11 protein-coding genes and 1 tRNA gene are annotated in these 13,326 nt (G+C 70.8%); 5 read left to right on the forward strand and 7 right to left on the reverse strand.

Annotated elements, in window-relative coordinates; translation table 11 throughout:
* The first annotated feature begins 107 nt into the window (after positions 1 to 107).
* The 4 genes from E4U92_RS02015 to E4U92_RS02030 are packed head-to-tail and all read left to right on the forward strand — an operon-like array spanning position 108 to position 2,771.
* Complete coding sequence (locus tag E4U92_RS02015; RefSeq protein WP_174863633.1) at positions 108 to 305, forward strand: hypothetical protein; 198 nt, start codon at positions 108 to 110, stop codon at positions 303 to 305.
* Positions 302 to 940, forward strand: coding sequence for an aminodeoxychorismate/anthranilate synthase component II (locus tag E4U92_RS02020; protein WP_137298486.1), 639 nt, complete (start codon positions 302 to 304; stop codon positions 938 to 940). Before E4U92_RS02015 ends, E4U92_RS02020 begins: the two co-directional genes overlap by 4 nt.
* Complete coding sequence (locus E4U92_RS02025; RefSeq protein ID WP_168725014.1) at positions 937 to 1,983, forward strand: class E sortase; 1,047 nt, start codon at positions 937 to 939, stop codon at positions 1,981 to 1,983. Before E4U92_RS02020 ends, E4U92_RS02025 begins: the two co-directional genes overlap by 4 nt.
* Positions 1,984 to 1,997: 14 nt before the next feature.
* Positions 1,998 to 2,771, forward strand: coding sequence for a class E sortase (locus E4U92_RS02030; protein ID WP_137298487.1), 774 nt, complete (start codon positions 1,998 to 2,000; stop codon positions 2,769 to 2,771).
* Between the two features lie 93 nt (positions 2,772 to 2,864).
* Here E4U92_RS02030 and pknB read toward each other — a convergent pair whose 3' ends face one another.
* The 6 genes from pknB to E4U92_RS02065 all read right to left on the reverse strand — a co-directional run bounded on the left by pknB (position 2,865) and on the right by E4U92_RS02065 (position 11,019).
* Positions 2,865 to 4,874, reverse strand: a complete 2,010-nt coding sequence (gene pknB, locus E4U92_RS02035) for a Stk1 family PASTA domain-containing Ser/Thr kinase (protein ID WP_137298488.1) — start codon at positions 4,872 to 4,874, stop codon at positions 2,865 to 2,867.
* A 170-nt stretch (positions 4,875 to 5,044) separates the two neighbouring features.
* Positions 5,045 to 6,514, reverse strand: a complete 1,470-nt coding sequence (locus tag E4U92_RS02045) for a peptidoglycan D,D-transpeptidase FtsI family protein (RefSeq protein ID WP_137298489.1) — start codon at positions 6,512 to 6,514, stop codon at positions 5,045 to 5,047.
* Positions 6,511 to 7,950, reverse strand: a complete 1,440-nt coding sequence (locus E4U92_RS02050) for an FtsW/RodA/SpoVE family cell cycle protein (RefSeq protein ID WP_137298490.1) — start codon at positions 7,948 to 7,950, stop codon at positions 6,511 to 6,513. The genes E4U92_RS02045 and E4U92_RS02050 overlap by 4 nt, the downstream gene beginning before the upstream one ends.
* Positions 7,951 to 7,977: 27 nt before the next feature.
* Positions 7,978 to 9,486: a Stp1/IreP family PP2C-type Ser/Thr phosphatase gene (locus E4U92_RS02055; RefSeq protein WP_137298491.1), complete on the reverse strand. Its 1,509-nt coding sequence runs from the start codon at positions 9,484 to 9,486 to the stop codon at positions 7,978 to 7,980.
* Between the two features lie 140 nt (positions 9,487 to 9,626).
* Positions 9,627 to 10,142, reverse strand: coding sequence for an FHA domain-containing protein FhaB/FipA (locus E4U92_RS02060; protein WP_137298492.1), 516 nt, complete (start codon positions 10,140 to 10,142; stop codon positions 9,627 to 9,629).
* 10 nt (positions 10,143 to 10,152) lie between these two features.
* Positions 10,153 to 11,019: an FhaA domain-containing protein gene (locus E4U92_RS02065; RefSeq protein WP_137298493.1), complete on the reverse strand. Its 867-nt coding sequence runs from the start codon at positions 11,017 to 11,019 to the stop codon at positions 10,153 to 10,155.
* Between the two features lie 502 nt (positions 11,020 to 11,521).
* On the opposite strand from E4U92_RS02065, the gene E4U92_RS02070 reads away from it, so the two are divergent.
* Positions 11,522 to 11,608, forward strand: a tRNA-Leu gene (locus E4U92_RS02070).
* Positions 11,609 to 11,719: 111 nt separating this feature from the next.
* On the opposite strand, the gene E4U92_RS02075 is transcribed toward E4U92_RS02070, so the two are convergent.
* A complete protein-coding gene (locus E4U92_RS02075; protein ID WP_137298494.1) occupies positions 11,720 to 13,138 on the reverse strand; it encodes a DUF2252 domain-containing protein in 1,419 nt (472 codons plus the stop codon).
* Between the last annotated feature and the right edge of the window lie 188 nt (positions 13,139 to 13,326).

A 13,326-nucleotide genomic window follows, 5' to 3' on the forward strand; every position in this document is an offset into this window, starting at 1 on the left:
ACCGTTCCGGGGGACGTTGAGGTGATCGACCCCGTACCACGTAAGTCGGGGTACACGCCGTCCCGCGGGCCCCGTGGCGCCGCGCCGCTAGTCTGGTGCGGTACGGCGTGGGTCTGGTGCCGTGGTACGACGGAAGGGACGGCATGTACGGCTGGATCTGGCGGCATCTGCCGGGCAACGCGTGGATCAAGGCACTGATCGCGTCGGTGCTGGTCCTGGCCGTGGTCTACGTCCTGTTCCAGTACGTGTTCCCGTGGGCCGAACCGCTGCTTCCCTTCAACGATGTGACGGTGGACAACCAGTGAGCGCGCGCATTCTCGTCGTCGACAACTACGACAGCTTCGTCTTCAACCTGGTCCAGTACCTGTACCAGCTGGGCGCCGAGTGCGAGGTCCTGCGCAACGACGAGGTCGCCACCTCCCACGCCCAGGACGGCTTCGACGGGGTGCTGCTGTCGCCCGGTCCGGGCACGCCCGAGCAGGCGGGGGTGTGCGTCGACATGGTCCGCCACTGCGCGGCCACCGGCGTCCCGGTCTTCGGCGTGTGCCTGGGCATGCAGTCGATGCAGGTGGCGTACGGCGGTGTCGTCGACCGGGCGCCCGAGCTGCTGCACGGCAAGACCTCGCCGGTCGAGCACGAGGGCCGGGGTGTCTTCGCCGGGCTGCCGTCGCCGTTCACCGCGACCCGGTACCACTCGCTGGCGGCGCTGCCGACGACCGTGCCGGACGAGCTGGAGGTCACCGCCCGTACCCACGACGGGATCATCATGGGCCTCAGGCACCGTGAACTGCCCGTGGAGGGTGTGCAGTTCCACCCCGAGTCGGTGCTCACCGAGCACGGGCACCGGATGCTGGCCAACTGGCTGGCCGAGTGCGGCGACCGGGACGCGGTGGCGAGGTCGGCGGGGCTCGCCCCGGTGGTGGGCAGGGCCACGGCGTGACCGCGCTGCGCCCCGAGCGCGAGGACGCGTACGGCACGACGTCGTACGGGTCCTTCGGCGTTCCCGGCGCGGGGGCCCCGTACGGCCCGCCCCCCGACGACGAGACGATGGCCCTGCGGCTGCCGGAGGCACCGGACGCCCCGGGGTCCTACGGCGAGCCCCTGGCGGCCCCAGGCGGCCCGGCGGCCCCTTACGCCCCTCCCGGACCGGGGGGCGGCCGCGCGGCCCGCAGGAAGGCCGCCAAGCGCCGTCACGGCCGCCGTGGGGGACCCGAGGGCGGCAGCGAGCCGCAGGGGCCCGCGCGGCGCGGGGACGACGACGGCCGGCCCCTCTCCCGCGTCGAGGCCCGGCGCCGGGCGCGGGCCAGCAAGCCCGGCCCCGCGGTCCTCGCCAGCCGGGCCGTCGGCGAGCTGTTCATCACCACCGGCGTGCTGATGCTGCTGTTCGTCACCTACCAGCTCTGGTGGACCAACGTGCGCGCGCACGCCCAGGCCGACCGGGAGGCCAGCAGCCTCCAGGACGACTGGGCCAACGGCCGGCGCAACCCCGGCGCCTTCTCGCCGGGCCAGGGCTTCGCCATCCTGCACATCCCGAAGCTGGACGTGGTCGTCCCGATCGCCGAGGGCGTCAGCAACAAGAAGGTCCTCGACAAGGGCATGGTCGGGCACTACGGCGAGGGCTCCCTGCGGACCGCGATGCCCGACGCGAAGACCGGCAACTTCGGGCTCGCGGGCCACCGCAACACCCACGGCGAGCCGTTCCGGTACATCAACCGGCTCCAGCCGGGCGACGCGGTGGTCGTCGAGACGCAGGACGAGTACTTCGTGTACAAGGTGGCCTCGATGCTGCCGGTGACCTCGCCGGGCAACGTGAGCGTGCTCGACCCCGTCCCGAAGGGGTCCGGGTTCACCGGGCCGGGCCGCTACATCACCCTCACGACGTGCACGCCGGAGTTCACCAGCAAGTACCGCCTGATCGTCTGGGGCAAGATGGTCGAGGAACGGCCGCGCAGCAAGGGCAAACCGGATGCGCTCGTAGAGTAGGGGCGGATGACACCGTGGCAGCCACCACAGACGGCACCGGCGAGCACAGCGGCCCGACGGCACCGGCTCCCCCTCCGTCCGCCCCGTCCGACGCGTCCCCGCCCGCGCGGCGGCCGGGACCGGTGGCGACGGCGGTCAGCGTCTTCGGTGAACTCCTCATCACGGCCGGTCTGGTGCTCGGCCTGTTCGTCGTCTACTCGCTGTGGTGGACCAACGTCGTCGCCGACCGGCACGCCGACGCGCAGGCCGACAAGGTGCGCGACCAGTGGGAGCACCAGGCCACCGGGCCCGGCGCGCTGGACACCCGGGACGGCATCGGCTTCCTGCACGTGCCCGCCATGAGGAACGGCGAGGTCCTCGTCGAGAAGGGCACCACCTCGAAGGTCCTCAACGAGGGCGTGGCCGGCTACTACACCGACCCCGTCCGCGCCACGCTCCCCATGACCGGCAAGCCGGGCAACTTCTCGCTGGCCGCCCACCGCGACGGCCACGGCGCCAAGTTCCACAACATCGACAAGCTCGACGAGGGCGACCCGATCGTCTTCGAGACGCGCGACGACTGGTACGTCTACAAGGTCTTCGCGATCCTCCCGGAGACCTCCAAGTACAACGTCAAGGTCCTCGGGCAGGTCCCGAAGGAGTCCGGGCGGACCAAGGCCGGCCACTACATCACGCTGACCACCTGCACGCCCGTCTACACCAGCCGCTACCGGTACGTCGTGTGGGGCGAACTGGTCCGCACGGAGAAGGTGGACGGCGACCGCACCCCGCCGAAGGAACTGCGCTGAACCCCGCCCGCGCGGCGGGGACGGACGAAGACGAAGGCCCCGGCACTCGACGAGTGCCGGGGCCTTCCTCCGCTCCGGGTCAGGACGACGGCGTCAGTCCTCGCGGCCCGATCCTCCGGTGAGCCCACCGAAGAACTGGGTGCCGCCGTTGTTGTTCCCGCCGTTGTTGCCGTTGTTCCCGCCGACCGTGGCCAGGTTCACCGAGCTGCCCTTGTCGACGGTGCTGCCCGGCTGCGGGTCGGACCCCACCACGATGGCGTTGTCGTCCTGGGCCGGGCCCACGGTGCCGACGTTCAGCCCGGCGTCCTGGATCGCCTTCTTGGCGTCCTTCAGGCTCAGCCCCTGCAGGTTCTGCGGGACCTGGGTCTGGCTGCTCTTGCCGATGTTGATCTGGACCGTGGAGTCCTTGTCGACGGAGCTGCCGATGCCCGGGTTGGTCGAGACGACCTTGCCGACCTGGTTCTGGTCCTGGACGTCGACCTCGGTGCAGTTGCCCTTGAGGCCGTTGGCCTCCATCTGGGACTTGGCCTCGTCGCAGGACTTGCCGGAGACGTCGGGGACGGTCGCCTTCTCCACGGCCTTGGCGACCGTGAGGGTGATCGTGGAGCCCTTCTCGACCTCGTCACCGAGTTTGGGGTTCTGGTCCAGGACCGTGCCGGGCTCCTCCGAGGACTCCCGCTGCTTGGTCTTCACGTCGAACTGGTACTGGTCGCCCTCCAGCAGCGAGCGGGCGTCGTCCAGGCTCTTGCCCAGGACACTCGGCACCGCCACCTTCGGCGCACCCGTCGACACGACCAGGGCGACCGTGGAGCCCTTGTCGACCTCCTTGCCGGCGGTCGGGTTCTGCGAGCAGACCTTGCCGGTCTCGGTGTTCTCACAGGGCTTCTCGGTGAACGTCAGCTTCAGGTCGGCGTTGGTCGCCATGGTCTGCGCCTGGGCCTTCGTCTGGTCCACGAAGCTCGGCACCGACACGGTGTCGTTGCCCGCGCCACCACCGCCGCCGAAGGCCCACTTGCCGATCAGGATGGCGCCGACCAGGACCAGCACGGCCGCCACGACCAGCAGGATGGTCGAGGTGTTCGACTTCTTCTGCCGGCGCCGGTCCGGGCGGTCGTCGTAGCCGTAGCCGCCGTCGTCCGGGTTCGTCGGGGGCAGCATCGTGGTCGCGCCGCCGCCCGCGTCCGAGCGCAGGGCCGTGGTCGCCTGGTCGTCGGGGTAGCCGCCGTAGCCGACCGAGCCCATCGCCGCCGTGGCCGCGACCGGCTGGCCGTCGAGGCAGGCCTCGATGTCGGCCCGCATCTCGTCGGCGGACTGGTAGCGGTAGTTGGGGTCCTTGACCAGCGCGCGCAGGACGATGGCGTCCATCTCGGGCGTGATCTCGGGGTCGAACACGCTCGGCGGCTGCGGCTCCTCGCGGACGTGCTGGTAGGCGACGGCCACGGGGGAGTCGCCGACGAACGGGGGCCGCACCGTCAGCAGCTCGTAGAGCAGACAGCCCGTCGAGTACAGGTCCGACCGGGCGTCGACCTGCTCGCCCTTGGCCTGCTCGGGGGACAGGTACTGGGCGGTGCCGATGACCGCCGCGGTCTGGGTCATCGTCATGCCGGCGTCGCCCATGGCGCGGGCGATGCCGAAGTCCATCACCTTGACCTGGCCGGTGCGCGTCAGCATGACGTTCGCCGGCTTGATGTCACGGTGCACGATGCCGCTGCGGTGGGCGTACTCCAGGCCCTGGAGGATGCCGATGGTCATCTCCATGGCGCGCTCCGGCAGCAGCTTGCGGCCGGAGTGCAGCAGTTCACGGAGTGTGGAGCCGTCGACATACTCCATCACGATGTACGGGATCGAGACCCCGTCGATGTAGTCCTCGCCCGTGTCGTAGACCGCCACGATCGCGGGATGGTTGAGCGAGGCGGCCGACTGGGCCTCCCGGCGGAACCGGGCCTGGAAGGAAGGGTCGCGCGCGAGGTCCGCGCGCAGCGTCTTCACCGCCACGGTGCGGCCCAGGCGGGTGTCATGCGCGAGGTAGACCTCGGCCATGCCACCGCGGCCGAGCACCTGGCCCAGCTCGTACCGGCCGCCGAGGCGACGCGGCTCTTCCATAAGCTACCTACCAGCCCTCTCCGTCGGTCCCGACCGCACCCTGTTGGGTCCGGCGGTGTGCCCACCGGGCATACCGTACCCGGCTCGCTCTGTGTGACCTGGCCAAGCCCGTCACCCGATACAGGACCGGTATCGCTACGTGCACCGATGTGCAGGCGATGTGGGCAGGGTCACTTCTTGGTGCCGATGACGGCCTTCATCACGTTCCGCGCGATCGGGGCGGCGAGGCCACCGCCGCTGATGTCGTCACGGTTGGCTGCGCCGTCCTCGACGACCACCGCGACGGCCACCGGCGAGCTGCCGTCCGACAGCTTGGCGTAGGAGATGAACCAGGCGTACGGCTTCTCGCTGTTGTTCAGGCCGTGCTGGGCGGTACCGGTCTTGCCGCCGACGGTGACGCCGTCGATCTGCGCGTTGGTTCCGGTGCCCTCCTTGACCACGGTCTCCATCATCTGCTGGAGCTTCTGCGCGGTCTCCGAGGAGACGGCCTGGGAGAGCTGCTTGGGCTCGGCGGTCTCGATGACGTCCAGGTTGGAGGCGCGGAGCTGGTCCACCATGTACGGCTGCATCAGCTTGCCGTCGTTGGCGATCGCCGAGGCGACCATGGCCATCTGCAGCGGGGTGGCCCGGTTGGAGGCCTGGCCGATGCCGTCCATGGCGTTCTGCGGCCGGTTGTCCTCGGGGTAGATGCTCTGCGCGGCGCGCACCGGGGTGTCCAGCTTCTTGTTGTTGAAGCCGAACCGCTCCGCCTGCTCGATCATCTTGTCGTTGCCCACGCTGTCGGAGAGCTTGGCGAAGACGGTGTTGCAGGAGTAGCGCAGCGCGACGCGCAGGGTCGCGTTCTCGCAGGGGATGTTGCCCTCGTTCTTCAGCTCGGTCCTGGAGTCCGGGAGCTGGTACGGCAGCGGGGAGTCGGTCTTGTCGTCGATGCCGGAGACCTTGCCGTTCTCCAGCGCGGCGGCGGCGGTGACGACCTTGAAGGTCGAGCCCGGCGGGTAGGTCTCGCGCAGCGCCCGGTTGAGCATCGGGTCGTCGCGGTTGTTCTTCTTCTGCACCGCGTTCCACGCCTTGGCGTCCTCGTCGGTGTTGCCCGCGAACTTCGACGGGTCGTACGACGGGGTGGAGACCAGCGCCAGGATCTTGCCGGTGGCGGGGTCGATCGCGGCGACCGCGCCCTTGCGGTCGCCCAGGCCCTCGTAGGCGGCCTTCTGCGCGGCCGCGTTGAGGGTGGTGACGACGCTGCCGCCCTCCTTCTTCTTGCCCGTGATCATGTCGAGCGTGTTGCGGAAGAAGAGCCGGTCGTCGTTGCCGGTGAGGATGCCGTCCTCCAGCGCCTCGAGCTGGTTGGCGCCGAAGGCCTGCGAGGAGTACCCGGTGACCGGCGCCCACATGGCGCCGTCCTTCCAGGTGCGCTTGTACTTGAAGTCGCCGCTGGTGTTCTCCACCGAGCCGGTGATCGCCTTGCCCCCGACGATGATGTCGCCGCGCGGGGTCGCGTAGCGCGCGATGTTGACGCGGCGGTTCTTGTCGTCCGTGGCCAGGTCGTCGGCCTTGACGTACTGGAGCCAGTTGTCGCGGATGAGCAGGGTGAGGACGAGCAGTCCGCAGAAGATCGCGATCCGGCGCAGGGGCTTGTTCATGACGGGCGGACCACCTGGGTCATCTCGGCGTCGGGGTTGGTGGCGGGGGCGGGGGCCGGGCGGCGCGCGGTGTCGCTGATGCGCAGCAGGATGCCGATGAGCGCCCAGTTGGCGATGACGGAGGAGCCGCCGTACGCCAGGAAGGGCATCGTCATACCGGTCAGCGGGATGAGACCCATGACGCCGCCGGCGACGACGAAGACCTGGAGGGCGAACGCGCCGGACAGGCCGATCGCCAGCAGCTTGCCGAACGGGTCGCGGGCGGCCAGGGCGGTGCGCACACCGCGCTCCGCGATCAGGCCGTAGATCAGCAGCAGCGCCATCAGGCCGGCCAGGCCCAGCTCCTCGCCGAAGGTGGCGAGGACGAAGTCGGAGTTGGCGGCGAACCTGATCAGCTCGGAGTGGCCCTGGCCCCAGCCGGTGCCGAGGGTGCCGCCGGAGCCGAACGCCCACAGCGCCTGCATGGCCTGCTCGGAGTGTCCCGGGACGTTCTGCTGGGACAGCATGTACTCGTGCATCGGGTCCAGCCACGCCTGGACGCGCATCTTCACGTGCGGCTCGACGCTCGCCACGCCGACGGCGCCGACCGAGGACATCAGCAGACCGAAGAGGATCCAGCTGGTCCGCTCGGTGGCGACGTACAGCATGATGACGAACATTCCGAAGAACAGCAGCGACGTGCCGAGGTCGGTCTCGAAGACCAGGATCAGGATCGAGATCGCCCAGACCACGATGATCGGGCCCAGGTCGCGGCCGCGCGGCAGGTACACGCCGAGGACCCGGCGGCTGGCGAGGGCCAGCGCGTCGCGCTTCACCATCAGGTAACCCGCGAAGAAGATCGCCAGCACGATCTTGGCGAACTCACCGGGCTGGATGGAGAAGCCGCCGACGGAGATCCAGATCTTGGCGCCGTAGATGTTCTGGCCGAGGCCCGGCACGAGCGGGAGCAGCAGCAGGAGCACCGCGCCCAGCATGGAGATGTAGGTGTAGCGCTGCAGGACCCGGTGGTCCTTGAGGAAGATCAGCACCACGATGAACAGGGCGATGCCCAGCGCCGTGTACAGGAGCTGCCGGGGCGCGGCGGTGCCGGCCTGGTGGATCCGCTGGAGCAGCTTCGACTGGTCCAGCCGCCAGATGGCGACCAGCCCCAGCCCGTTGAGCAGCGTGGCCAGCGGCAGCAGCAGCGGGTCCGCGTACGGCGCGAACTTGCGGACGACGAGGTGGGCGACGCCGGCCAGCAGGCCGAGCCCGAGTCCGTAGCTCAGCAGGCCGGACGGCACCTGCTCGTTGAGGGCGAGACCCACGTTGGCGTAGGCGAAGACCGGGATGACGACGGCGAACACGAGCAGCGCGAGCTCGGTGTTGCGCCGGCTCGGCGCGCCGATCGAGCCGATCGTGGACGTGTGGTGCGTCGGCGTGTTGGTAGTACTGCTCATCGTGTGACGGGGCCTCTCACGGCTTGCCTACTGCTTACCGCACTGCGAGACGACCTCTTTCTCTTCCGCCGACAGGCTGGCGCCGGGGTTGGGAGTGGCGGTCGCGGACGGCGAGGGCGAGGGGGACGAGGACGGCGAGGGGGACGAGGACGGCTTGGCGGCGCCCGAGGCGGACGCGCTCGGCGACGGCTTGGACGGGGGTGCGGCGGGACTGGTTCCCACGGCCTGGTCCTGCTTCCGGCACGCGGACGCCAGCACGGACAGCTCGTCGATCTTCTTCTGGGCGGTGGGCAGGCTGCCCTCGGCGATCGTGGCCTGCACCAGCTTCTGCTGGTACGGCGGCAGGTACTTGAGTTCGATCTCGGGGTGGTCCTTCTCCACCTTCGACAGGCTCAGCCAGGCCAGGTCCTGGCTGATGCCCCGGTAGAGCGCCACGTGCTCGCCCTTGGTGCCGACGTAGTACTGGGTCTGGGTCCAGCGCCAGCCGCCGTACAGCGCGCCGCCGACGACGGCGAGCGCGAGCACCGTGTAGAACGACCTCTTCAGCCACTTGCGGCCGCCGCGCTGCTTGACGAAGTCGTCGTCGGAGTAGTCGAGGCCGCCGTAGTCCCCGGTGGGGATGAAGCCGGTGGTGTCGCCGGAGCCGGGCGGGCCGAACTGGCCGCCGCCGCCCGCCGCGTGCCGGCCGAGGCCGGCGGCACGGCCGGCCGGGGTCTGCATGATGCTGCTGTCGTGCGGCTGGTTCTGGTTCTCGGCGACCGCACCGACCACCACCGGCGTGTCGGACAGCTGTCCGGCGAGGGTGTCGCCGGTGTCCAGGTCGAGGACGTCCGCGACGATCACGGTGATGTTGTCGGGTCCGCCGCCGCGCAGCGCGAGCTGGATGAGCTCCTGGACGGTCTCCTGCGGGCCCTGGTAGCTGGCGAGGGTGTCCTCCAGCGTCTGGTGCGAGACCACGCCGGACAGGCCGTCGGAACAGATCAGGTAGCGGTCGCCGGCCCGGACCTCACGGATCGACAGATCGGGGTCGACGTGGTCGCCGCTGCCCAACGCCCGCATGAGCAGAGAGCGTTGGGGGTGGGTGGTGGCCTCTTCCTCGGTGATGCGTCCCTCGTCGACCAGGCGCTGCACCCAGGTGTGGTCCTGGGTGATCTGGGTGAGGACGCCGTCGCGCAACAGGTAGGCGCGCGAGTCGCCGACGTGGACCAGGCCGAGGCGCTGGCCGGTCCACAGCAGGGCGGTGAGCGTGGTGCCCATGCCCTCGAGCTGGGGGTCGTCCTCGACCATCGAGCGGAGCTGGTCGTTGGCGCGCTGGACGGCCTGGCCGAGGGAGGTGAGCACGTCCGAGCCGGGGATGTCGTCGTCGAGGGCCACGATGGTGGAGATGGCCTCGGAGGAGGCGACCTCGCCCGCGGCGGCGCCGCCCATGCCGTCGGCGATGGCGAGCAGGCGCGGACCGGCGTAACCGGAGTCCTCGTTGCCCTCCCGGATCATCCCCTTGTGCGATCCGGCGGCGAAGCGCAGTGACAGACTCATGCCCACCTCGCCCGTCGGCTCCGGGTACAGCCGGTCGTGTCGAGCCACACTGCCCACCCTCCGGTCGGGAGCGCGCCGGGGCCCGGGGTGCCGGCCGCCAGTGCGTGCTCGCTCCGCTCGCGCTCACTCATGATGTAGCACTACTTCCGCAGCTCGATGACGGTCTTGCCGATCCGGATCGGTGCACCCAGCGGAATCGGCGTGGGAGTCGTGAGGCGGGTCCGGTCGAGATACGTGCCGTTGGTGGACCCGAGGTCCTCGACGATCCACTGGCCGTCGCGGTCCGGGTAGATCCTGGCATGGCGGCTCGAGGCGTAGTCGTCGTCCAGCACGATCGTGCTGTCGTGCGCGCGGCCCAGGGTGATGGTCTGGGACTGCAGCGCGACCGTGGTGCCGGTGAGGGTGCCCTCGGTCACGACGAGCTTGGTGGGGGCGTTGCGCCGCGCGCGGCCACCGCCGGCGGCCGGCTGCTGGCGCTGCTGCGGCGGCGCCTGGCGCCGGTCCTGCTGCGGTCGTGCGGCGTCCCGGCGCGCCCCGCGCTGGGTGACGCGCGTACCGAACAGGTCGCTGCGGATGACCTGCACGGCCACGATCACGAACAGCCACAGTACGGCCAGGAACCCCAGCCGCATGACCGTGAGGGTCAGCTCTGACATTGCCCCCGCTTCACCCTTCGGCTTGCCTATAGATAACGGTGGTGCTGCCCACGACGATCCGCGAGCCGTCGCGGAGCGTAGCGCGGGTGGTGTGCTGCCCGTCCACCACGATGCCGTTGGTGGAGCCGAGGTCCTGGATCGTCGAGGGCGTTCCGGTCCGGATCTCGCAGTGCCGGCGGGACACGCCGGGGTCGTCGATCCGCACGTCGGCCTCGGTGCTGCGGCCCAGCACGAGCGTCGGGCGGGAGATCTGGTGGCGGGTGCCGTTGATCTCGATCCAGTGGCGGGTGCGCGCCCCGGGCTGCGGAGCGCCGGCGAGTCCCCCGCCGGCCGGGCGCCCGGCGGCGGGCGGGTACCCGTAGCCGCCGGGACGGGCGCCGGGGGCGCCGGGCGGCGGGGCGGCGGGCATGGGCGGGGCACCGGCCGGGGCGGCCGGCGGGTAGCCGTAGCCGCCGGGGCGCTGGCCGGCGGCGGGTGCGGCCGCGGGGGCCTGCTGGTTGCTGGAGGAGGCGAGCGTACGGCTGCGCACCCGGTACAGGCCGGTGTCGAGGTCGTCCGCCTTCTCCAGGTGCACCTTGATGGGACCCATGAAGGTGTAGCGCTGCTGCTTGGCGTAGTCGCGGACCATGCCGGCGAGTTCGTCGCCGAGCTGGCCGGAGTAGGGGCTGAGGCGCTCGTAGTCCGGGGCGCTCAGCTCCACGATGAAGTCGTTGGGGACGACCGTGCGGTCGCGGTTCCAGATGGTCGCGTTGTTGTCGCACTCGCGCTGGAGCGCGCCCGCGATCTCGACGGGCTGGACCTCGGACTTGAAGACCTTGGCGAAGGTGCCGTTGACCAGACCCTCGAGACGCTGCTCGAATTTCTTCAGGACTCCCATGGGGCACCTCCTCCGTCGTAGCTGCTGTGCCGGGGTCTTGCCGGGTACTGCTGGTCCCGCTGGTCGTGCTGGTACTGCTTACTGATCGTATCCACGCGGCGGTGAATCGGCTGGTTCCCCCTTCACGACCCGGGCGAACGACCTGGGCGACGGGTTCCGCCGGACCGTCCGCCGAACCATCCGCCGAACCGTCCTGCCGTACTTCTGCCCAGGATCGTAGAGGTGGCTGCCGACCAGTGTCCCGCACCTGGCTGTGGACTCCGTCCGGCTGCCGGGCGTGAGGGGGCCACCGGTACGAGGTTGATACGTGAACCGGTTCGCTCCGAGACGTGAGGGGCTGGTGGGAGGCGCGGGGTCCGGTGCCGGGCGGGCCGCGGGGCGCCGGTCCCGGGGTCGTGCCGGCGGGGAGAACGGATGTGAATCCACCCCGTCCAGCGTGCTAATGTTCTGCGTGTCGGAAGGCGCCGGGCCGAAAGGAACGGAGCCGGAGGACACACCCAATGCGCGGGTGGCGGAATAGGCAGACGCGCTGGATTCAGGTTCCAGTGCCCGCAAGGGCGTGGGGGTTCAACTCCCCCCTCGCGCACCACGACGGACGGGTCCCTGCAAGTGACGGAAGTCACCGCAGGGGCCCGTTTCTCGTTCCCAGGATCGCTCGAACCGACGCGTGAGCTATCTCACGGCTCCGGGGCGGTCCGTCTCAGGCCGCCTCGGCCGCCACGCGGCCGGTCCGGACGGCGTCGAGCAGCGCCTGATGGTCCTTCTCGTTCTGGTCCGCGTACCGTTCGGCGAACACCGCCAGCGCCCGGTCGAAGACGTCGCCGCGGCCGAGGTAGGACGCGAGGGCGATCCGGTCGCCGGACCGGGCGTGGGCCCGGGCCAGCGTGGCGCCGCACAGGCGGGCGAAGACGGCCATCGTCCGCGGCGCCATGGTCTCGGTCACCGCGATGCCCTTCCAGTCCCGAAGCTGCCGCACGTAGAAGTCGCGGCGCCTGCCGTCGATGCCCTGCACCCGCTCCCAGCCGAGGAAGATGTCGCTGGTGGCCTGCATGAGGCGCTGTCCGGAGACCACGCGTTCGCCCTGGGTGGCGTACGCGCTCGCCCCGGCGTAGGGGGCGAGGACCGACTCGTCGGCCTCCTTGGCCTGGAGGAACAGCGGGTCCTCGTCGTCCTTGCCGAGCAGCAGCACGATCCAGCAGCGGGTGCCGACGCTGCCCACGCCGACGACCTTGCGTGCCATGTCGGCCACCCGGTACCCCCGCAGCAGGAACCGGCGGTCGGACTGCAGGGTCCGTGCGTAGCGCTCGATCAGCCGGCTGATCTCCGTCCTCAGCGCGTCGCGCTCGGCCCGCGGCAGCAGGTCCTCCAGGCGCATCAGCAGCGGCGGGTCGGGCGCGATCAGGCGCTCGCCGTCGACCAGGTGCGTGAGTTTGTCGAACACCTGCAGGGTGTCGTGCGCGCGGGCCCGGTCCCGGGCCTGGGCCCAGCGGTCGCGGGCCTTGGCGCTCAGCACCGGGGCGAACTGCTGCTGCAGCTCGTCCGCCTCGAAGCGGGTGTACCAGACGTCGAGGTTGCCCAGCCGGGCGAGCGCCCGCATCCGCTCGCGGTAGGACCGCACGGCCTCGCGCACCACGGACGCCCGCTCCCTGGCGGAGAAGCCGTTCGCCCGGCCCGCGATGGCGAAGCTGGCCGACAGGCGTTTGACGTCCCACTCCCACGGACCCGGCAGGGTCTCGTCGAAGTCGTTGATGTCGAACATCAGGCGCCGCTCCGGTGACGCGAGCAGCCGGAAGTTCAGGCAGTGCGCGTCACCGCACAACTGGGTCGTGATGCCGCTGCGGGGCGTTCCGGCCAGGTCGGCGGCCATGATCGCGGCGGCCCCGCGGTAGAAGCGGAACGGCGACTCGCTCATCCTGCCGTAGCGGATCGGGACCAGCTCCGGCACCCGCCGGGCCGACTGGGACTCGATGGTGTCCACCGGGTCGGGGCGCCGGGGCGGGGGCGTGAACTCGGCGTGGCCGGACCGGGGGGCGAGGGAGCGGGCGGCCTTGCCGCGAGCGGCCCTCTCCCGGGGGGTGAGGTGCCGGGTCTCGTCACCGGAGTGGCGGGTGTCGGTCATGGCGCACGCTCCATGCTGTCGTCCCCGATGGGCGGAGCCCCCGGGCGACCGTCTCCGACCTGGCCTTCCAACCTAGCTCCGGCGGGCACGCCCTGCCCGCCGGGCGTGGGTGGTGCCGGGCGGGGGGCCTCGGGCCGCCCGTTGGGCCGCACGGATGAAAGGCGGATCACGCGCTCCACAAGGGCGCT

The organism is Streptomyces galbus (assembly GCF_005280195.1).
GTDB classification, from domain to species: Bacteria; Actinomycetota; Actinomycetes; order Streptomycetales; family Streptomycetaceae; genus Streptomyces; species Streptomyces galbus.